This window comes from Anaerosphaera aminiphila DSM 21120 (genome assembly GCF_900129925.1).
GTDB lineage: Bacteria > Bacillota > Clostridia > Tissierellales > Peptoniphilaceae > Anaerosphaera > Anaerosphaera aminiphila.
The window spans coordinates 68,561-88,573 of record NZ_FQXI01000002.1 but is presented as its reverse complement, the minus strand read 5'-3'; the positions used below and the strand labels follow the sequence as shown (position 1 = coordinate 88,573).

The following is a 20,013-nucleotide window of genomic DNA, read 5'->3' as shown; positions in this document are numbered from 1 at the left end:
CATCATTTGTAAAATTTGATACAATGATTTTTTGAGGTGAGTTATGTTACTTAGTATATCAAATATTAGCAAGAGCTATATTACAAATCCCATACTTGATGATATTAGTTTAATCGTCGAAGACAGGGATAAAATAGGATTAATAGGCATTAACGGCAGTGGTAAAACCACTTTATTCAATATAATAACTGAAGAAATCTCCAAAGATTCCGGAACTATTTTTAAACCCAAGGATTTAAAGGTTGGATATTTAAAGCAACAACTTCACAATGACAGCACTAGCTCAATTTATGAAGAGTGCGAAAAAATATTTTTGCCCCTTATAAATATGGAAATAGAAATAAGGGAACTTGAAATTAAAATTTCAAATGTGGACTCTTTGGACTTTGAAAAGAATATGCAGAGATATGGACATCTTCAAGAAAAATTTCAAGAACTTGGCGGTTACCAATACCCGTCAAAGATCAGAGGCACCCTAATAGGTTTGGGATTTAAAACTGAAGATTTTGAAAGAAAAGTTGATCAACTTTCAGGAGGTCAAAAATCTAGACTCGCCTTGGCAAAACTGCTCTTAACTGAGCCTGATTTGCTATTACTTGACGAGCCCACTAACCACCTTGACATAAGTGCCATATCTTGGTTGGAAAAATATTTAAAGGACTTTAACGGTGCGGCAATAATTATTTCCCATGACAGATATTTTTTAAACAACATTGTAAATAAAATAGCTCTCTTGGAACATCACAAGCTAACTACATTTAGAGGTAACTACTCTGAGTACTCCAAGCAGAGAAAAATACAACTGGAGCTATTTAAAAAGCAATTTGAAGATCAACAAAAGGAAATAAAAAGACAAGAGCAAATAATAGAGAGATATCTGGGCCTTGGTAGAGAGCGCTTTATAAGACAGGGAAAGTCCAGACAAAAGCTGCTAGATAAAATGAAAAAACTACCTCCTCCACAGGATGTAAAAAAATCTACAATTAGATTTTCTCCGAAATTTGAATCAGGCCAAGATGTTTTAAAAGTAGTGGACCTTAAAAAGTCCTTTGAAAATAGCCCACTTTTTGAAAATATTTCATTTAATATTTTTAAGCGGGATAAAGTTGGATTAATTGGTCCAAATGGCGTGGGCAAAAGTACACTCTTTAAAATACTCACACATAAGACAAGTGCCACTTCTGGAGAAGTAATTTTTGGATCAAATGTTACAATTGCATACTTTGACCAGGAAATGGAGTCCCTTAGCTACGACAAGACTGTAATTGACGAAATATGGGATGAATTTCCAAAGTTGACACACTATGAAATAAGAAGTTACCTAGCTAAATTTTTATTTGTAGGCGATGATATCTTTAAGGTAATTGAAGACCTTTCCGGTGGCGAAAAGGGAAGAGTTTCAATACTAAAGATAATGTTAAAGGGTGCCAACCTCCTCCTTCTAGATGAGCCCACTAACCACTTAGACATTGACTCTAAAGAAGTACTTGAAGAAGCTTTAAATATATATGACGGAACTGTTTTATCCATATCTCATGATAGATATTTTTTAAACAACACTTGTAACAAAATACTTGAAATGAGTGCCAATGGAATAAGCGAATATCTTGGAAATTATGACTACTATTTGGAAAAGACAACTATTGACTCAGACATTGAAGAAGAATATATATCTAAAACGGAGCTTGCCAATCTTAAAAAGAGAGAAAGAGAAGATAAGGCCTTAGCTAAAATTTTAAGAGCTAAAAAGAAAGAGTTGGAAGAACAAATAAAAAATTTAGAAGAGGACATCTCTAAAATAGACATTGAACTGTCCAATCCTGAAATATATGAAAATATCGAAGAAGTTAACAAATTATCTCTAGAAAGAGATAATAAATCCAAGGAACTGGACAAACTCTATGAAAAGTGGTTTGAACAAGAAGAAGTACAATAATTTTTAGTAACTATTGTACTTCTTTTTTAATTATTAATCCACAAACTTAAAGATAATTGACTTTACCCACAAAGTTATCCACATTCTCAACAGGTTCATTTTTCAATCTTCTTATTTTTATTGTGTATAACCCAATTGATAATCTGCATTTTCAGCCATTCTCCTCCAAAAACATTTATCCCCAGCATATTTTTTTCTAAAACTGCTTAAACACCTTATCCCCAGAGTTATTAACATTATCCACAATTAATAGAACATACTTTTTTGTGGAATATTTTTACTCTAATAGAATTTCACTTTGAATTTTCCAACTTTTATGTGACATAAAATTTACTACATGATAGAATGTAACAAATAATTTTACAATATAAATTTATGTGAGGTACTTATGAATAAAAATAATTTAACTTTTAGATATGCCACTGTTGACGACATTCCTCTGGTTTTAAGTTTTATAAAAGAACTTGCTGAATACGAAAAAATGAGCGAAGATGTAATTGCAACTGAAGACCTGTTAAGAGAAATGCTCTTTGAAAAAAAGAGAGCGGAAGTTTTTTTCGCCCTATTAGATGAAAGTGAAATAGGGTTCGCACTGTTTTTCCACAACTTTTCCACATTTTTGGGAAGAGCCGGCCTATACCTTGAAGATATATACATACAGCCCCAATATCGAGGCAATGGATATGGGAAACAAATTTTTAAAGAGCTTAGCAGTATTGCACTTGAACGTGGCTGTGGGCGTTTGGAGCTACTGTGCTTAGATTGGAATCAACCAAGCATAGACTTCTATAAGTCAATGGGAGCAGAGCCCTTAAACGAGTGGACTGTCCACAGAATCACAAGTGACAAATTTAAAAGTATTATAGAAAAATAAATAAAAATTTAATTTAAGAAAGATTGATTTAAATGGAAAACTTTAAAATAAAAAAAGAAACTATTTTGACAGGAGAGGAAATTGCATATGTTCACGAGGGTTCTGGAAAAACAATTTTGCTAATTCATGGAAATATGTCAAGTTCCACTTTTTTTTCAAAACAATAGAGGAACTCTCTAAAGATTTTGAAGTATACGCTATAGATTTAAGAGGTTTTGGGGATTCAAGTTATAATAAAGAAATTAATTCTCTCTTTGATTTATCGCTGGATGTAGCCGATTTTATTACTAAAAAACTTCTTAATGATATTACTATACTTGGTTGGTCTGCCGGCGGTGGTGTTTGTCTTGAACTTCTTGCCAATCCTACAATCCAAAGTAGAATAAATTCTTGTATATTATTAAGTTCTATTGGAGTTAAAGGGCTGAAGGGCTTTGAAAAACCCACTTACTTTAATTACCCTTTTTTCTTCGAACCTTTTAATTTAGAAAAAATTAATGAAAATCTTCAAGAAAAATTTTTTATGGCAACAGAAAATATGAGAAATTTATATTCAAAATTAAAAATTGACGATTTGGAAATTAGGCGAAAAGCCACAGAAGAAATTTTTAAACACTATGTCTATAATGTGAAAAAAATAGATGAGGAAGAACTTAATAGAAACATTGAAGCAGCCCTTAAACAAAGAAACCAAGTTGAAATTAATCGTGCATTAAATTCTTTTAATATTGTAGATAATAATAAAATCAATAATATCAAAGTCCCAATATTAATGCTCCACGGATTAAAAGATATAGTAGTTAGACCTTATGTAGCGCAAAAATCTGCCGAACTTTTAGGAAACAGGACTTCATTAAAAATTTTTGAATATGCAGGCCATTCTCTAATGACAGATTCTTTTAAAAAATATATTTCTGAAATAAAAAACTTTACAAGTAAATATTAAATAACTTATTTATTATAAATTCAAAAAAATGAACACTGTATAATACAGTGTTCATTTTTTTGAATTAAATTTATGCTGCTGGTTTTACTTCAGTTTTAGAATCAGTTGTAGTTGTAGTTGTTTTTGTATCTTCAACTTTCACATCTTCTACTTTTGTTTCTGTCTTTGCGTCTTCAGCTTTAACTTCAGTTGTTTTAACTTCTTCTGTTGTTGCTGGAACTTCACCGTTTATTTTAGCTTGTAATTCAGCATCAGTGATGTTGTAGATATCAATTAGATATACTCCAGGAACAGAGTTGTCAAATTCAACTTTATATCCTAAGTTTTCAGATACGAATCTTACTGGAATCATTGTTCTGTTGTTAATAACTTGTGCTGGAACGTCCATGTCTACTTTGTTTTCTCCAACAAGAGCAGTTTTGTTACCAATTTCAAATACCATTCCAACGCCTTCTTTATTAGCTCTAACAGTTCTATTTACTTCATCCCATTGTACTTCAGCACCCATTTTTTCAAGAAGTCCTCTAAATGGTACTAGAGTTCTGTTTTCTTTTACTACTGGTTGTTGATCAGCAAATTCCATTAATTCACCATTAAGTCTAACAAATACTGCAGTTTCTCCAGGAGCTACTGTTGCTGCTGGCATAAATATATTCATATATTCTTCCATTGTAATTACTTTAAATGATGTTGGCATTGTAACTTTAACTTCTTCGTTTTTGTCAGTAGTTGACTCAACGTTCATAGTCATTTTAAACATTCCGCTTAAATTTAAAACCATGTCAATTTGGTCTACTTCTTTGTCATCTGTAAATGTAGAAACAAGTTTAAGTTTTGAACCTTTAATAGCTTCTTTTACTTGAGCAAGAGTAGTATCTAAGTCAGCTTCATTAAATTCGTCAAATGCTTTGTCTAATTCTGCTTTTTCAACTTTCATGTCCATTTTTTCTAAAACAGGCACTAATAATGTTGTTGTATTTGACCAATTAGCTTTTAAAGCTGTAATTATAGCTTTAGCTTCTGTTGCCATTTGATCAGAGTTGATTTCGTAAGTATAAGTTCTTCCATCAACTTTCATATCTACAGTTGGCTTATAGTCTTTAAACATAGCTTCCATTATCTTTTCTGCTTCTGTTTGATATTCAGCACTGTTTAAATAGTCCATAGTTTTTTTAGAAAATACATTAGCTAATTCTTCATTTCCAGCCACATCTACATTCGTCATTGACGCAGTGTCAATTACTATGTAGTCTTCTTTAATGTCAGTTAAAGCTTTAGGAGCTTCTGTACCTAATAATTTTACAAAAGTATCTTTTTTAATGTAAGCTTTTCCATCTGCATCTGCAAACATCTTAATACTAACAGTATCAGGAATTGCTGCATCAATTTCTGCTTTTTCTTCTGCAGTAGCCATTGCTTTTATAGCTTTCATGTCCATTGTTATGTCCATTTCAACTTTTTCAGCGCCTTCTGCTTTACCTTTCATTTCCATAGGAATAGTAACTTTTTCAGTAGTTCCCTTTTCGTCAACTACCATTTCCATTTCCATGCTCATTGTTCCCTTGAACTCTGAACCCTTCCACTCTGCTACCTTTTGAGTTTCAGCCATATAAGCTTTCATGTTTGGAGTACATCCAACTAGTGAAAACATCATAGCTGCAACCATAATTACTGATAATAATTTTTTCTTCATGCGTATCCTCCTTATAAAAATACAAATTTCCTGTATATAATACCACTTCTCCAAAGATAATTCACCTTATTTAAAGCTGTATATATATCATATGTACAGTATAGTTAAAAGATGCTTAGCTGTCAACGTAGATTTTATTACCATAATATTAAATTTGTATTACAGAGCTAAAGCACAAAAAAGACTAACCTCTTCGTTAGTCTTTGTATTTTTTTATATTCAATTGTAATTCATCATATTCCAATTATAAAACTACGTGTTTTCGCGTTTAGCATTTAGCTACTCTTTAAATTCTAATTATCCTATGATTTTCCCCAGTGCCTTTTGTGTCAAAAAGACTAAACTCTTGTATTTTCATCGGCATCACCTTCACTTTACTCCACTAAGTTATAGCTCATTTCAATTTTCAACGGTATCACCTTTCCTCTTTTAACAAAAGTTATAGCTCAATTACCATTTTCATTGGAATCACCTTTTTTAATTTTTCATCTTAGTCTACATTAAACTTACATTCACAAGTTCTATTTATATATTACCCTCATAAATAATTTCTAAACTATTTTTTAATAACCTTATATGCTATAATTTTTTGTGGAGGTATTACAATGAATAAAAACAACGCCAAATTTGCATTTACAGTACTTATATCAGCACTTATTCCCCTTTGGTTTCAATTCGCTCTAACTGATAGAGCCATACTTGAAAATACATCTATGTACACTATTCTATGGGTACTTAGTAATTACTTATTTATTTCTACTATACTTGACGTCTTCGAAAAATATAGTCAGATGTTTAAGTTAAAAAAATTAAAAATTAACAAAACTACATTTTTTGTAAATATAATTACCTATGTTGCATTTTTAATTTTTATAAACGCCTATTTTATACAAACTCTATATATAAGAGACAATGCACTCTTAAATAAATTTGCAAATATGTTTACTTTTAGTTTAATTATTATGACTTTTATCATTAACTTAATGTGTGGAGCATTTCCGGAAAAATCTGAAAATGAAAACACAAATATATATTCCGTAGACAATAAAAACTCCTTTAGACATGGAAGAGAAATGTGGAGAACAGTTATAGGAAGTTATGAAAGTGGAATATTAATAGGATATTTACCCTTTGAATTTGACGACATAAAAACTGTATTCTTAAATAAAAAAGATAAAGAATTAATTTTAAAGGGAAAAAATAAAGACGGCCAGTTCAGAGTTGGAATAGTAGCTCCCAAGAGTAGAGACATTGCAATTGACATAATAAGAGAAGCTGCTGCAGAGGGAAAATTTGAAAATTCTAAAATAAATATATAAAGAGCTCCTCAACTGAGGAGCTTATTTTATATTAAATCCCTGTTTTTCTATTGATGCCAATACATCTCTTCTCTTTTGTGATACTTGTTTAAATTTAGACACTACTTGGTCTGAAAAACTGTCTGATCTTCTTCCCTCATCCCTTGTATCGTAGTACTCTGTCATTTCATCGTCATATTTTTTTATTGCCTCCAAGTAACTTGGGAAAATTTTATATTCATTTTCAAATAATTTTAAATCCATAGGCATCTTAGGTTTTAGCTGAGGTGTTTGTGCCGGATATCCAAATCCCACTCCAAATACTGGAAAAGTCAACTCCGGAAGTTTTAAAACTTCACAAATTCTGTCATAGTCATTTAGTATTGAGCCGAAATACACTCCACCAAGTCCTAAGCTTTCAAGTGCTACCATCATATTTTGAGCACCTATTACTGCATCTGTAAAGCCTTGGAAAAACCTGTCCATATCTCTATAGCTATCACCTTCAAATCCCTTTTCAACTGCAATTTTGTAGTTTCTATAAACATCTACAATAAATATAAATAGCTCCGGACAATCTTCTAAGTACTTTTGAGTTGAAACTTTCATTATTTCTCGTTTTATATCTTTATTTGTAACTCTAATAATTGAGCACTGTTGCATTCCCGTAGAACTTGCACTGTGATTAAACACATCTACTAAGGTTTTTAAAGTTTCTTTCTCTACACTTCTCTCTTCAAATTTCCTAACTGTTTTGTGGTTTAACTGAGTCTTTATAGTTTCATTCATATTATTCACCTCAACTAACTTTTACCCAAATTAAATAATTAATTAAGTTTATTTTTAAGTTCTCTTTTTTGAAGTATGAAGAAAAAAAATAAATAAGAGTAAACTGCACAGTCCCATTATTAAAAACTGAGTATTTTCAATTAAAAATTAAAGTATTTATTATATAATAACGAGAAAAAGTTTCTAGCTTATAAAAGTTAGACTCCCAGCTTATAATCAGCATTTCAAATGATATTTTCTTTATATAACTATCAATTTTTATTATATTTTTAATAAAAACTAGACAAATTGTAACCAATATGTTACTATTTTACATTGTAACTAATATGTAACTATTTAAGGTTGCGATGTAAAATTTTAAGGGGGAATTTAAGAGAACGTAGTTCTCGTTTTTATGAGTTCGTTAAAGAGAGTACCTATGCTAATAATGTTTTTTCTAGTGGGCTTTGTATTTTTTATGCAAAGTAGTGAAACATATGCAGCAGAATTTAATATTTATGAAAAATCAGGTTATAGTGTAGAGGAATTTAATGCTATGTTAGCAAATACTAACTTAGCTAACCATGGAGAAGCTTTTAAAAATATGGAAGATACTCACAATGTAAATGGTATATATGCAATGAGTGTTGCTGCATTGGAAAGTGGATTTGAATCCAGAAAGCTTAATTCTTCAAATAATATATTTGGAATGATGAGCAAGGGCAAACTAATTAAGTATTCCAGTATTTCCGAAAATATCAATGCTTTTGGAAGTTTAATGAATAAGTCTATTTACAAGGGTAAGCCTATTTCAAAAATTGCAAAGACTTACTGTCCACCAAATGCTACCAAGTGGGAGTCAACTGTTTGTGCTAAGTATGAGCAGTTTTCAAGTAAAGCCAGATAATAGTAAAACTAACTGCTATGACAGTTTAATAAATTAATATTATTTAAAAAAGATGAATTCAAAATTTGAATTCATCTTTTTTACTTTTCCTATATCCAATTAATTCTAACTTTTAACAGTCTTTTTATTCTCTTTCCAAACTATTTTATTGTCTATTGCTCCAGTTGGACAAACTCCCTTACAATCTAAACATCTTATGCACTCACTGTTATTTGGATCCTTAAAAGGTTCAATATGCATCTTACAAATTTTACTGCACTTATTACACTTTATACACTTATCCTGATCTACTTCCAGTTTATAAAAGGAAATACCGTTAAATAGACCGTAGAATGCTCCCAGAGGGCAAATATATTTGCAGAAGGGCCTATATATAAAAATTGAACTAACTACAAATAAAATAGCCAATATTAATTTCCAATTAAAGAGCATTCCAATTGCACTTCGCAAGTATTCGTTTTTTAATAAAAAGGGAGCTGCCCCTTCAATTAATCCCGCAGGACATATGTACTTGCAAAAGTAGGGATCAGAATATCCCTTTACCATTGCCACAATAATGGGCAGTGCTATTACAAATACTATTAGCATTATGTATTTTAAGTATTTTAGTTTATTGTGAATACTGTCTCTTACTTTAAACTTTTTAGTTTTTATCTTGTATAGTAAATCTTGAATAAATCCAAAGGGACACAAAAATCCGCAAAAAAATCTTCCCAGTGTAATTCCAAAGAGCACCAGAAGTCCTATTACATAAAATCCGATTCTTCCTCCTGATCCTGATACTGCTTGAAGTGAACCTATTGGACAAGCTCCCAATGCTCCGGGACAGGAATAGCAATTTAAAACGGGAACGCATATCCCCTTAGTTGGGCCCGTGTAAATTGTCCCTTCTACAAACCCCTTAAAGTTTCCATTAAAAACTACAGCACCAAGTGCCTGGATTAAGTGTCTGTTATTTTTTTTTAATATATTAACCAATTCCAATACACTCCATACAAATATTTATAGCTTTAGTTATTACTATGTTCACTTCTCCATTGTATATTCCAACTGCTATTAAAAGAAATGAACACAATAGTATTATTTTTTTCATCTAATCACCACTAAGTTAAATTTTAATTCTAAATAAATTATAGTTTAAAAAAGCACTTTAAACAAGATTTTCAACTTGTATAAAGTGCTTCTACTACTTAATTTACTTAATTTTTCCAAATTTATATAGAGGACTTTTTTCCTCTGCTAATGCACCTATTTGGGGAACAAGTTTTATAAAGTGTTCTGTCTCTTGATGAGCAGCCAAATACTCTATTCCCTCCCACTCCTCATATATACAAAGTCCAAATTCACTGTCTAAGTCCTGATAGACTTCATAGACTATACAACCCTCTTCTTTCTGCGATTCAGCTACAAGTTCTCTAATGAGTTTTAGAGCTTCTTCGTAATTTTCTTTTTTAAATATTTTTCTGTTAAATAAATACATACTGACCTCCTAAGCTAGTGAACCCATTGGATCCCAAGGTTTTAATCTAATAGGTTCTTTTTCCCAGTTACTTAAAATTTTCTGAGATAGATACTTCTTGTCTATCACTACTTGGTACATATATTCATCAAACCATCTGTCACTCATTACAAGGTAGCCATCTTTTCCACTGTCTTTACCCCAAGAGTTTTCAACTCTCCACCTTACAGGGGCTCCATTGTCATCAAGTTCAACTCCCATAAATACCATTGCATGAGTCATAAGAGATTCACCATAGTCAAGTCTCTCTTCCTTTGTCATATCAAAGCTAACGTTAAATAAGTCATCTACTTTTACAGACTCAAAATCCAGTACAGAGCCCTTTCTGTTAAAGAACTGTCCTACATCACAGCCAAACCAAACTGGATGATTATCTTTTAATTGACTGATTGCAGCTTTTTTTAAATCATCTATCGGAAGATTTATATACTTTATTTCCTTGCCTTCAATTACACTTCCCAAGAAATCCACAGTATAGGTGTTGTCATAGGGTTTGTCCTTAGTTGGAGCATTTATTATAGAAATGTAGTTGTCTAAGTTAATATTTACATACTTTTCAAAAAATTTAAGTGGAGTTATATTTTTTTCTGAAATATATTTTCCATCTGCATCTCTTATTTCAAAGTCAAATTTTTCAGGAGGAGTTCCAAGAGAAATGCAAAGCACTCTGTGAACTTCACTCATATAATCATCTACCATGCTCTCAAGTTCTTTTATTGTCTTGCCCTCACTGTGAGCTCTTCTAAGTTTTGAAGCGTAACCCCTTAATAATTTTGTCAAATAGTTATTTAGCTTTCCTGTATTTGAAGAGTTTTCATTTTCACCCATAGCTTCTTTTGGAACTAATCCATATTTATTTACCAGCCCCACAAACATATCCCACTGGCCACCATCACCTATTGGGTCTTTTAAAATGTGAGATACTAACCTTCCCTCAGTTTCTTCATCAAGTGTCTTTAATATGCTGTTTAAAAAGTAGTTGCTTTTTTCCAGTTTGTCAAAAAACAGAGGATATACTACAGAAAATTCAAATTCCTTTAAATTTAAATTCTTTACAACTTCAAATCTCATCATATTTAAAGCTGAAAACATCCAACATCTTCCGGACTTCTTTTGGTTAGTGACACCAACTTGATTTAAATTAATATTAAAATTGTGTCTTTGTTCTTCATTAATATTTAAATTTGTTGCAGCACTTTCTATTCCATTTGACATGGCAGCATTTTGCGCAACTCTATTTGCTCTATCTTCACTGAATTTCTCATTTAAATCCTTTAATTTTTCTACTTTTATTTCCAAATTTATCAGATCCTTTCAATAGTTTATAAATACTTTCTACTATTTAATTATACTCTTAATTAAGCTATTTTCAAAAACTTCTCAAATTTCTGTTATATATTCTTTTTTTATATATGTTGAATTCATAGCCAAGAGAGCAGAAGCATAGCCTAGTTTTAAACTTATTTTATCTCCTATTTTATAATTTTTATTTGAATCTGATATATCTAACATTAAATGGTCAGAACTTGCTCCCACAATTCCCACTCCACTGTCACATGGCTTTGTAGTTCCTACATCCATAGATTTTCTTCCCACTGCACAGATAGCTCTCTTCCTAATTCCCCTATCAGTAAATGTAGGTGTTCTTCCATAGGAGTCTGCTCCAATTTTTCCCCATGGAAATGAGGGTTTTTCCTTTATTTCCACAATTTCAGCTTTTAAGACAAATGTATCTGAATAAGTTCCATCTAAGTACTTGTACTTAGCTCTCTCCTTGCCAAATATTAGTGATTCTCCCAGACGTAAATTATTTATCTCTACTGGCATTTTTTTATTTAACATTAAGTCTATGGAGGAAGAATTCCCACCACTTATCATAAATTTTCTATTTCCAAATACTTCTTTTGACATTTTTACAAGTCGACTTAAATTTTCAACACTGGGTTGAACAAAGGACAGACAAGTTAAATTCGTTCCCATTCCATATAGTTCTATCCACTTGCTATTTAAAACGTAATCAGCAGTTCTAATCAGTTCTTCTCTGTCTAAGATGCCCTCTCTTAAATCTCCCAACTCCTGCATTAGTATAATCTTGTGAATTTTCCCCTGTTTTTTTGATTGCTTTTCTATCTCCTTTATTACTTCCAATTCTGAATTTAAAGAGGCATCGCTGTATTTTATAAGGTCTTCTATTTCACTTAATGCCGGTATTCTAACCATCCACTTTTCTGCCTCTATACCTGAAAGATTTTTTAAGTTGCTTATCTCTGAATCTCCAAGCTTTTCCAAACCTCCACTTAAGTACATATTTGCAATTTTAGGATCCCCTGAAAACATTTTTGTAATTCCCGTAATTTCAATATTGTTTTCATCGCACAAATTCTTTATTATAGATACATTATTTTCTATTTTTTTTAAATTAATTTCCAAAGTCGCCGTCATAAAACCTCCTCCTTTGATTTTTTATAAATGTCTATCTAAATTAAGAGGGTGCTTAAAATACATATAATAGAAATGTATCTCAAATACCCTCTTAAAAGTGTTAAATTTCTGTTTTTTGTCCCGCTTTTGCTTCAAAGATTTTGTAATCTCCTCCACAAACTTCTTTAATATTTTCACATATTTCTTCAAGTACTTCCATTCTCATTTCAGCACTTGTATTTTTATTTCCCTGAATTACAAGTAGTACGTTCTTAGTATCTTCTTTAATCTTAAATCCGTCAGCATCTCTGGCATCTAAGTAAGCTGCTATTGCATTGTCATCTCTATAGACAAAGTCACCTACATGAACAGGTTTTGTGCCTCCTCCAACTGGTACGAAGGAATCAGCTTCTTCTGTAAATACAAATCTGATTGGTCCTGTAAATGAATCTGCATCATGAGCTCCAATTGAAAGCATACTCTTTAATGACCCAATGTTATATAGGTCTATTAGCGAGTTTATTCTAGGCATAGACTGCCTTTTTTTCATATTGTTTATTAGCGCTTCCGCTGATGGAGGATATCTCTTTAGAGATCTTCCTATCTGCCTAATTTTTTCTCTATATCCCTCTAATACGGGGTTTTCTTCTAACATTTCAGGTGTTACGTCCATTGCATATTCTGTAAGGTCTTTAATTTCATCTTCAAATTTTTGTGGAAGTTCAGCGTCTATGTCTACATTAGTCAATAGAGCTCCCACTATTGCGTCTACACCCAATACTGACTTTACTTTTTCATCGACTATAAATTCCATATTATCCCTACTTTATTTTTTCTATTATTTCTTCAACGGTTAACTCTTCTTGTTCACCTGATTGCATATCTCTTAGAGAGTACTTTTCAGTCTTTACTTCGTTTTCACCAATAACTACTACATAAGGTACTTCTAAAGCATCTGCGTATTTAAATTTCTTTCCCAGTTTCCCCTCTTCTGTGTAGATAATACAGTCAATATTTCCAAGTCTTAATTTTGAAACTAATTTTATTGCATCCTCCACATATTCATCCATTGGAATTACAATTAAATCTATTAAGCTCTTTCTCTTAGGTTTTATTATTTTGGCTTCATTTAATTGGTAAAATAATCTGGAAAGTCCTATTGAAATTCCCACTCCTGGAAGTTTTTTATCTGTGTAGTTACTTGCAAGGTCATCATACCTTCCACCTGAGCAAACTGAGCCGATTTTTGGATAGTTATCAAGAGATGTCTCATAAACTGTTCCAGTGTAGTAATCCAACCCACGTGCTATTTTTAAATCTACTGTGAAGTTTTCCACAGGCACATCATATTCTTCTATATATTTAATAACTTGTTTTAACTCAGTTAAACCAACATTAAATACTTCATTTTCTATATTTAAATCTTCTAATGCTTTAAACACTTCTTCACTAGTTCCAGTTATTAGTGTAAACTCTACAATTTTATCTGCCTGTTCTTCAGTTAAACCCAACTCTAACAGTTCAAGTCTCACATTTTCTTTTCCGATTTTGTCTATTTTATCTACTATTCTCAAAACTTCCACAGAGTCTGTTATACCTAGAGATTCATAAAATCCCTTTAGCAATCTTCTGTTGTTAATTCTAATAGTAAACTCATCAAATCCCAAATCTTTAAATGTATGGTATATTACAACCGGAATTTCAGCATCATTTGTAATGTCTAACTTTTCATTTCCTATAGTATCTATATCACATTGGTAGAACTCTCTAAAACGTCCCTTTTGTGCTTTTTCGCCTCTATATACCTTTGCTATGTGGTATCTTCTAAATGGAAAAGAAAGCTCATTAAAATGTTCTACAGTATACCTCGCAAGTGGAACTGTTAAGTCAAACCTAAGAGACATATCTGTATCTCCCTTTGTAAATCTGTAAATTTGCTTTTCTGTATTACCTCCTCCTTTAGCTAAGAGTACTTCCGTTCTCTCAATCGCTGGAGTATCAATAGGTAAAAAACCATGCTTTTCAAAGTTCCTTCTTATTGTGTCCATCATTTCATTAAATAGTATTTGATCTTGTGGTAGCAACTCTAAAAAACCAGGCAGAGTTGAAGCTTTTACTTTTTGAATCATAATTGGCCTCCTTTTCATTATTTATAATATTAATATTTAACCTATTTTAGGTTATTAGTATTATTTTAACATATTTTAGATATTACTTAAAGTTTTTTTGGAAAACCAAAATCTCCATCCCTTGACAAAATGCAATATACATACTATAATTTTGTTGTTCCGGTAGGTGAGGCTACTATAGGGATAAGGACTGTTGCCGCAACTTAATGGAGACATTAATCGCTGGTTTGAACAGGCCATATCATGAAGGTATGGCATAACACAGTTTCATCGCCCTATAAAGTCAAAGCTCAAACGGCAAATTTATATTTTTATATTTTGCGTGTTTCACTTACTATTACTTATGGTAGGTGTTTTTTTATTTAAAGAGAGGTGAGATCATGGATTCTGGAGGTTACGTTCCGGTCTGTAGTTATTTAATTTCAAATGTTCAAATTAATTATTATACAAATTTTTTAATTTCCAATGATTTTACTCTTTTAAATCACATATAATTTTCTAATTCCAATAATAATTTTAATTTGACCACTACTTGAATTTATTTAAAAATTAACTTTGTTTCCACAAGGTTAATTTGTTGAGCAATTAACTTTATTATTTAGGAGGGTTGAAAATGAAAAACAATACATCAAAAGATGTAGTACAAAATATTGAAAACTTGGATTCTAATAAGAGACTTAAGGACTTTGCCAAACTGGATAAAGATTCTCTATTAAAGGTTTTTAATACCAGTATAAAGGGTCTTTCCAAAGAACAAGTTTTAAAAAATAGAAAAGAATATGGCGCCAACATTATTGAACATGGCGAAAAAAAGTCCATTCTAAAGAGACTATCCGAGGCTTTTATTAATCCTTTTACCCTCATACTTTTATTCTTGGCAATCGTATCAGTGGTAACTGATATTATAATTCCCATTCGCACTAATAAACTGGAAGATTTAAATTATGCCACAGTTATTATTATTTTAGCAATGGTACTATTTTCAGGAGTCCTTAGATTTGTTCAGGAAACTCGTTCCGGAAATGCGGCTGAAAAACTTTTAGAAATGATAACTACAACTTGTACTGTAATTAGAGAAGAAAAAAAACACTTCTTTGAAATTCCACTACAAGAATTAGTTATAGGAGATATAATTCACTTAAGTGCAGGAGATATGATTCCGGCAGACGTTAGAATACTTGAGGCAAAGGACTTATTTGTCAGTCAAGCATCTCTTACAGGTGAAAGTGACCCCATTGAAAAGTTTCCGAACCTAGATGAAGATAAGTACAGTTCCATCACTGACTATCCTATTTTTGGATTTATGGGAAGTAACGTAATCAGTGGAACTTCAAAGGCAGTAGTAGTTTCAACTGGAAACAACACTTTATTCGGTTCTATTGCCAAGACAATAACTAAAGAAGAAGTGGAATCCAGTTTTACTAAGGGTGTAAACTCAGTATCTTGGGTTCTCATTAAATTTATGATGATAATGGTTCCAATAGTGTTTTTTATAAATGGACTAACTAAGGGCAACTGGGTACAAGCATTTTTATTTGCCATTTCAATTGCAGTGGGCTTAACTCCTGAAATGCTTCCAATGATTGTCACAACTTGTCTTGCAAAGGGCGCAGTTTCAATGTCTAAGAAAAAGACTGTAGTAAAAAATTTAAACTCCATTCAAAGCTTTGGAGCAATGGACGTACTATGTACAGATAAGACAGGAACTATTACAGAGGACAATGTAGTCCTTGAATACTACTTAGATATTCACGGCAATGAAAGCACTAGAATACTTCGCCATGCTTATTTAAACAGTTACTTTCAAACAGGATATAAAAATTTAATGGACAGGGCAATTATAAAGAAAACTGAAGATCACGAATCTAAAGACAAATCTCTAGTGGACTTATCAGAAGCTTATACAAAAGTTGATGAAATTCCCTTTGATTTCTCAAGACGTCGTTTAAGCGTAGTAGTAGAAGATAAAAATTCCAAAACTCAAATGATTACTAAAGGTGCAGTAGAAGAAATGCTTTCAATCTGTTCCTACGCCGACTATATGGGAAATGTTGAACCCTTGACTAAAGAAGTTAAAGAGCAAATATTTAAAGTTGTAGATGAATTAAATGAAAAGGGAATGCGCGTGATTGCCCTTGCCCAAAAGACTAATCCATCCCCTGTTGGAGCTTTTGGCATAAAAGATGAAACTGATATGGTGTTGCTTGGATATTTAGCTTTCTTAGATCCCCCAAAGGAAAGTGCTAAAGTTGCAATTGAAACTTTAAAAGAATACGGTGTTTCTACTAAGGTAATAACAGGCGACAACGAAAAAGTTGCCAGATATATATGTTCACAAGTTGGAATCTCAACAGATAAGATTGTACTGGGAAGTGACCTTGACAATTTTTCAAGAGATGAACTTTTAAAAGTTGTAGAGAGTACCAGTTTATTTGCAAAAATTTCTCCGGACCAAAAGGCAATGATAGTAGCTGCCCTAAAGGAAAACGGACACGTTGTAGGATTTTTAGGTGACGGAATTAATGATGCCGCTGCTCTAAAGAGCTCCGACATAGGAATTAGTGTTGACAGCGCCGTTGATATAGCAAAGGAATCTGCTGATATAATCTTGCTTGAAAAGAGCCTGATGGTATTGGAAGAAGGCATTATTGAAGGCAGAAAGACCTATGCAAATATGATTAAATATATTAAAATGACTGCTTCATCTAACTTTGGAAATATGTTTTCAGTACTTATAGCAAGTGCACTACTTCCATTTTTGCCAATGACAAGTATTCAGCTAATATTTTTAAATTTAATTTACGATTTATCATGTATAGCAATACCATGGGACAATGTAGACGAGGAATTTATAAGAACTCCGAAAAACTGGGAGGCCTCAACTATTGAATCTTTTATGATTTGGATTGGACCTACCAGTTCAATATTTGACTGGATAACATATGCAATTTTATACTTTATAATTTGTCCGGCATTTATTTCAAACGGAGCACTGTACAAGACTATTTCAGACACTGCAATTATACAAAGCGGAGTATTGCAAGGACTCAATATGAAGAGTGCATATGAAGCTCTATTTCAAACAGGTTGGTTTATAGAGTCCATGTGGAGTCAAACTCTGGTAATTCACATGATTAGAACTCAAAAAATTCCATTTATTCAAAGTAGGGCCTCAGCATCTGTTACTATACTTGGAGCTGTTGGAATTATTGCACTTACTGTAATACCATTTACTCCAATTGGAGATATGCTTGACTTGCTTCCAGTACCTAAAATATTCTTTGCATATCTCGGCGTAATTATATTTTCATATATGGTTCTGGTAACTATTGTAAAAAAAATATATGTCAAAAAGTATGGAACTCTTTTATAACATATATTAAAGTAAAAATTAAGGGATGTAGTTTAAACTACATCCCTTTTATATTATAGTGAATATGAAACTATTTTACTTTCATCCAGTATTCTAAATGTGAAAGTTTCTGTTGCAAATAGTCTAACTGTCTTTTCCAGTTCTCTTTCAAATCCAATGGAGAAATCCTGTCCAACAGTAAATTCCAAATCCTCATCTCTATGTGGAATTAACAGCGCTCCCTTTAGAGCCTTTGATCTGATAATTTCCCCACCTATTAGTTTTTCAATTCCATGCATTAAAAAAGCACCTTCATATACAGTGTTTATTTTGTTATATGCTTCAGGAGAAACTAATAAGTCAAAAGGACCTTCTACATAGGAGTTAAATAACTTGTATTTTCCCTCTCCAATTGACTGTAGTATTTCATTTCCATTTGCTCCCAGTTTTAACTTATGGCCTGCTGATTTACTAAGGCCCATAATATTTCCCTTGTCATATCCATTGTAGATTGCATTTTCTTCAAATATTGCAAGTTGTTCGCAAGCTATTTCCAGATTTGTAAAGTCTATGTCCTTTGCGCCTCTTTCAATATTATCAAGTTCCCACTTATCTAATTCAAAGCCAATTCTCGCCTCTACTAAATTTTGTGTTTCAAAAATTCCGGTTTTAACATTGCCCTTGTCTTTTACTCCATCTAAATCCTTCAGTCTTCCCTCAGATATTGAAGTATAGTCCCAACCCTTAGGTCCATTAACTTTTAAAACTTTTCTAGCTGAGAGAATACTCTTAATAACCTCTGCTGCCCTATTGTCTATTTCCGACCATGCTTCTGATGATACTGGTGCAATACTTCTCTTTAACACATCCATAGTCTTCTCCTTTATTATAGTTCCCCAATTTCAAGTGAACCTGAGCCACTGTTTGACCCTTCGCCTGATTCCGCATCTTCTTCAACTTCCAGTATGGGCTTTTCTGTAAATAAGTATGTTCTCATCTGCTCATCCCAGCCGTCCATATTTCTTCTTAACCACTCAAGAGCCATCATTGCATGTTCCATTTCCTCTTTTGCATTGTGCCACATAATGTCTTTTAATTCTTGATTTGATGCAACAGCAACTCTTTGCATATACCAGTCAACAGCTTCAATTTCTTCTTTTAAGCTGTTAATAGCACGTATTTGATCACGTACTTTTTCATCTAACTCTTCTGGTGGTTCGTGATAATCTCTGGCCATATTTACACCTCTTTATTATTACAATTTACGATTTATCTTACCTTTATTTATTACCCAACTTTTACCCTTTAATTCTATATTGTATTAATTTATTTAGTTATAAAACTCTTCACATCTAAGTCATCTACATTTTTTCTTAAGATTTTTGATGCCGTACTTTTAAAGTCATCCTGACTTCCGGATATAAAGTACTCCACTTCTCCACTTCCACTATCGCTTAATAATCTGAGCTCACTAAATATCCTCTTTAATTGAATAGCTGTAGAACGCCCCGGATCTACTATTGTCGCATCTTTATTTTTCTCTTTTAAAATTTTTCTAATATTTTCCTCTGCCAATGCAAAATGTGTACATCCAAGTATTAATGTATCGTAGTCGTAGTCATTATATCTGTCTATATATTTTTTACATGTGCTAAATCCTATTATGTCCTCTGCATGACCTTCTTCAACTACTTTAACTATATCCGGGCACCCTTCCGCTTTTACTTCTATTTTTGAATCTATTCTAGATATTGAATCTTCATATATCCCACTGTTCACTGTTGCATTTGTAGCCAGAAGCAAAACTCTCTTGTTTTTTGTAACCATTGTCGTCTCAAGCGCCCCTGCTCCTATTACTCCAACTGTTGGAAAGTCAAATTTTTCCTTAACTTCATCAAGTGCATAACTTGTAGCTGTATTACAGGCCAGTACTACACCTTTTACATTTTCTTCTCTTAACTTTTCAAAGCATTCCAGAGTATAGGCTTTTATTTCCGATGCTTCTTTGTCTCCATAGGGAACTCTTAAAGTGTCTCCAACATAAATAAAGTTTTCATTTGGTAAAATTTCCCTTAAAACTTTAAGTACACTTAAGCCGCCTACTCCACTATCAAATACTCCTATGGGTCTGTTGTCTGAAAAACTCATCTAAATATCCCGCCTTCAATAA

At 32.2% G+C, this 20,013-nt stretch carries 19 protein-coding genes and 1 riboswitch; of the genes, 7 read left to right on the top strand and 12 right to left on the bottom strand.

Features of this window, described 5'->3' with window-relative positions; genetic code table 11:
• Positions 1–43 precede the first annotated feature (43 nt).
• The 4 genes from BUB47_RS02845 (at position 44) to BUB47_RS09810 (ending at position 3,756) form a co-directional block, all read left to right on the top strand.
• A complete protein-coding gene (locus tag BUB47_RS02845) occupies positions 44–1,936 on the top strand; it encodes an ABC-F family ATP-binding cassette domain-containing protein (protein ID WP_073183575.1) in 1,893 nt (630 codons plus the stop codon).
• Between the two features lie 388 nt (positions 1,937–2,324).
• Entirely contained in the window at positions 2,325–2,810 is a 486-nt protein-coding gene (locus BUB47_RS02840) for a GNAT family N-acetyltransferase (protein WP_073183573.1), read from the top strand.
• A gap of 32 nt (positions 2,811–2,842) precedes the next feature.
• Complete coding sequence (locus BUB47_RS10150) at positions 2,843–2,977, top strand: hypothetical protein (RefSeq protein WP_268761866.1); 135 nt, start codon at positions 2,843–2,845, stop codon at positions 2,975–2,977.
• Positions 2,974–3,756, top strand: coding sequence for an alpha/beta hydrolase (locus BUB47_RS09810; RefSeq protein WP_327021161.1), 783 nt, complete (start codon positions 2,974–2,976; stop codon positions 3,754–3,756). Before BUB47_RS10150 ends, BUB47_RS09810 begins: the two co-directional genes overlap by 4 nt.
• A 70-nt stretch (positions 3,757–3,826) precedes the next feature.
• Here BUB47_RS09810 and BUB47_RS02825 read toward each other — a convergent pair whose 3' ends face one another.
• A complete protein-coding gene (locus BUB47_RS02825; RefSeq protein ID WP_073183567.1) occupies positions 3,827–5,449 on the bottom strand; it encodes a copper amine oxidase N-terminal domain-containing protein in 1,623 nt (540 codons plus the stop codon).
• Between the two features lie 605 nt (positions 5,450–6,054).
• Here BUB47_RS02825 and BUB47_RS02820 point away from each other — a divergent pair.
• Positions 6,055–6,768, top strand: coding sequence for a hypothetical protein (locus BUB47_RS02820; protein WP_073183566.1), 714 nt, complete (start codon positions 6,055–6,057; stop codon positions 6,766–6,768).
• A 21-nt stretch (positions 6,769–6,789) separates the two neighbouring features.
• Here BUB47_RS02820 and BUB47_RS02815 read toward each other — a convergent pair whose 3' ends face one another.
• Positions 6,790–7,536: an NADPH-dependent oxidoreductase gene (locus tag BUB47_RS02815; protein WP_073183564.1), complete on the bottom strand. Its 747-nt coding sequence runs from the start codon at positions 7,534–7,536 to the stop codon at positions 6,790–6,792.
• Between the two features lie 418 nt (positions 7,537–7,954).
• Here BUB47_RS02815 and BUB47_RS02810 point away from each other — a divergent pair, with 418 nt between their 5' ends.
• Positions 7,955–8,422, top strand: a complete 468-nt coding sequence (locus BUB47_RS02810; protein ID WP_073183562.1) for a glucosaminidase domain-containing protein — start codon at positions 7,955–7,957, stop codon at positions 8,420–8,422.
• Positions 8,423–8,527: 105 nt separating this feature from the next.
• On the opposite strand, the gene BUB47_RS02805 is transcribed toward BUB47_RS02810, so the two are convergent.
• The 7 genes from BUB47_RS02805 to hisS all read right to left on the bottom strand — a co-directional run bounded on the left by BUB47_RS02805 (position 8,528) and on the right by hisS (position 14,491).
• Positions 8,528–9,400, bottom strand: a complete 873-nt coding sequence (locus BUB47_RS02805) for a 4Fe-4S binding protein (protein ID WP_234945622.1) — start codon at positions 9,398–9,400, stop codon at positions 8,528–8,530.
• On the bottom strand, positions 9,393–9,515 hold the full coding sequence (locus tag BUB47_RS10145) for a CD1871A family CXXC motif-containing protein (protein WP_268761865.1): 123 nt from the start codon (positions 9,513–9,515) through the stop codon (positions 9,393–9,395). Before BUB47_RS10145 ends, BUB47_RS02805 begins: the two co-directional genes overlap by 8 nt.
• 102 nt (positions 9,516–9,617) lie before the next feature.
• Complete coding sequence (locus BUB47_RS02800; RefSeq protein ID WP_073183560.1) at positions 9,618–9,902, bottom strand: putative quinol monooxygenase; 285 nt, start codon at positions 9,900–9,902, stop codon at positions 9,618–9,620.
• 9 nt (positions 9,903–9,911) lie between these two features.
• Positions 9,912–11,240 carry a C1 family peptidase gene (locus BUB47_RS02795; RefSeq protein WP_073183558.1) on the bottom strand — a complete coding sequence of 443 codons (1,329 nt, stop codon included), beginning with the start codon at positions 11,238–11,240 and terminating at the stop codon, positions 9,912–9,914.
• An 81-nt stretch (positions 11,241–11,321) separates the two neighbouring features.
• A complete protein-coding gene (locus BUB47_RS02790; protein WP_073183556.1) occupies positions 11,322–12,383 on the bottom strand; it encodes an alanine/ornithine racemase family PLP-dependent enzyme in 1,062 nt (353 codons plus the stop codon).
• 100 nt (positions 12,384–12,483) lie between these two features.
• Positions 12,484–13,176 carry a B3/B4 domain-containing protein gene (locus BUB47_RS02785; RefSeq protein WP_073183554.1) on the bottom strand — a complete coding sequence of 231 codons (693 nt, stop codon included), beginning with the start codon at positions 13,174–13,176 and terminating at the stop codon, positions 12,484–12,486.
• A 7-nt stretch (positions 13,177–13,183) separates the two neighbouring features.
• On the bottom strand, positions 13,184–14,491 hold the full coding sequence (hisS, locus tag BUB47_RS02780; protein WP_073183552.1) for a histidine--tRNA ligase: 1,308 nt from the start codon (positions 14,489–14,491) through the stop codon (positions 13,184–13,186).
• A gap of 151 nt (positions 14,492–14,642) precedes the next feature.
• A riboswitch (M-box (ykoK) riboswitch) is annotated at positions 14,643–14,797 on the top strand.
• Between the two features lie 307 nt (positions 14,798–15,104).
• On the opposite strand from hisS, the gene mgtA reads away from it, so the two are divergent.
• Positions 15,105–17,864 carry a magnesium-translocating P-type ATPase gene (gene mgtA / locus BUB47_RS02775; RefSeq protein ID WP_073183550.1) on the top strand — a complete coding sequence of 920 codons (2,760 nt, stop codon included), beginning with the start codon at positions 15,105–15,107 and terminating at the stop codon, positions 17,862–17,864.
• Between the two features lie 53 nt (positions 17,865–17,917).
• On the opposite strand, the gene BUB47_RS02770 is transcribed toward mgtA, so the two are convergent.
• The 3 genes from BUB47_RS02770 to murI form a co-directional block, all read right to left on the bottom strand.
• On the bottom strand, positions 17,918–18,715 hold the full coding sequence (locus BUB47_RS02770) for a family 1 encapsulin nanocompartment shell protein (protein ID WP_073183548.1): 798 nt from the start codon (positions 18,713–18,715) through the stop codon (positions 17,918–17,920).
• Between the two features lie 14 nt (positions 18,716–18,729).
• Positions 18,730–19,080, bottom strand: coding sequence for an encapsulin-associated ferritin-like protein (locus BUB47_RS02765; protein WP_073183547.1), 351 nt, complete (start codon positions 19,078–19,080; stop codon positions 18,730–18,732).
• Between the two features lie 89 nt (positions 19,081–19,169).
• Positions 19,170–19,991, bottom strand: a complete 822-nt coding sequence (gene murI, locus BUB47_RS02760) for a glutamate racemase (RefSeq protein WP_073183545.1) — start codon at positions 19,989–19,991, stop codon at positions 19,170–19,172.
• Positions 19,992–20,013: the final 22 nt, after the last annotated feature.

What these genes read in the sequence shown, in the direction of transcription:
- BUB47_RS02845 (WP_073183575.1), top strand. Translation starts at nt 44, where the DNA reads ATGTTACTTAGTATATCAAATATTAGCAAGAGCTATATTACAAATCCC.
- BUB47_RS02840 (WP_073183573.1), top strand. Translation starts at nt 2,325, where the DNA reads ATGAATAAAAATAATTTAACTTTTAGATATGCCACTGTTGACGACATT.
- BUB47_RS10150 (WP_268761866.1), top strand. Translation starts at nt 2,843, where the DNA reads ATGGAAAACTTTAAAATAAAAAAAGAAACTATTTTGACAGGAGAGGAA.
- BUB47_RS02825 (WP_073183567.1), bottom strand. Translation starts at nt 5,449, where the DNA reads ATGAAGAAAAAATTATTATCAGTAATTATGGTTGCAGCTATGATGTTT.
- BUB47_RS02820 (WP_073183566.1), top strand. Translation starts at nt 6,055, where the DNA reads ATGAATAAAAACAACGCCAAATTTGCATTTACAGTACTTATATCAGCA.
- BUB47_RS02815 (WP_073183564.1), bottom strand. Translation starts at nt 7,536, where the DNA reads ATGAATGAAACTATAAAGACTCAGTTAAACCACAAAACAGTTAGGAAA.
- BUB47_RS02810 (WP_073183562.1), top strand. Translation starts at nt 7,955, where the DNA reads ATGCTAATAATGTTTTTTCTAGTGGGCTTTGTATTTTTTATGCAAAGT.
- BUB47_RS10145 (WP_268761865.1), bottom strand. Translation starts at nt 9,515, where the DNA reads ATGAAAAAAATAATACTATTGTGTTCATTTCTTTTAATAGCAGTTGGA.
- BUB47_RS02800 (WP_073183560.1), bottom strand. Translation starts at nt 9,902, where the DNA reads ATGTATTTATTTAACAGAAAAATATTTAAAAAAGAAAATTACGAAGAA.
- BUB47_RS02790 (WP_073183556.1), bottom strand. Translation starts at nt 12,383, where the DNA reads ATGACGGCGACTTTGGAAATTAATTTAAAAAAAATAGAAAATAATGTA.
- BUB47_RS02785 (WP_073183554.1), bottom strand. Translation starts at nt 13,176, where the DNA reads ATGGAATTTATAGTCGATGAAAAAGTAAAGTCAGTATTGGGTGTAGAC.
- hisS (WP_073183552.1), bottom strand. Translation starts at nt 14,491, where the DNA reads ATGATTCAAAAAGTAAAAGCTTCAACTCTGCCTGGTTTTTTAGAGTTG.
- mgtA (WP_073183550.1), top strand. Translation starts at nt 15,105, where the DNA reads ATGAAAAACAATACATCAAAAGATGTAGTACAAAATATTGAAAACTTG.
- BUB47_RS02770 (WP_073183548.1), bottom strand. Translation starts at nt 18,715, where the DNA reads ATGGATGTGTTAAAGAGAAGTATTGCACCAGTATCATCAGAAGCATGG.
- BUB47_RS02765 (WP_073183547.1), bottom strand. Translation starts at nt 19,080, where the DNA reads ATGGCCAGAGATTATCACGAACCACCAGAAGAGTTAGATGAAAAAGTA.
- murI (WP_073183545.1), bottom strand. Translation starts at nt 19,991, where the DNA reads ATGAGTTTTTCAGACAACAGACCCATAGGAGTATTTGATAGTGGAGTA.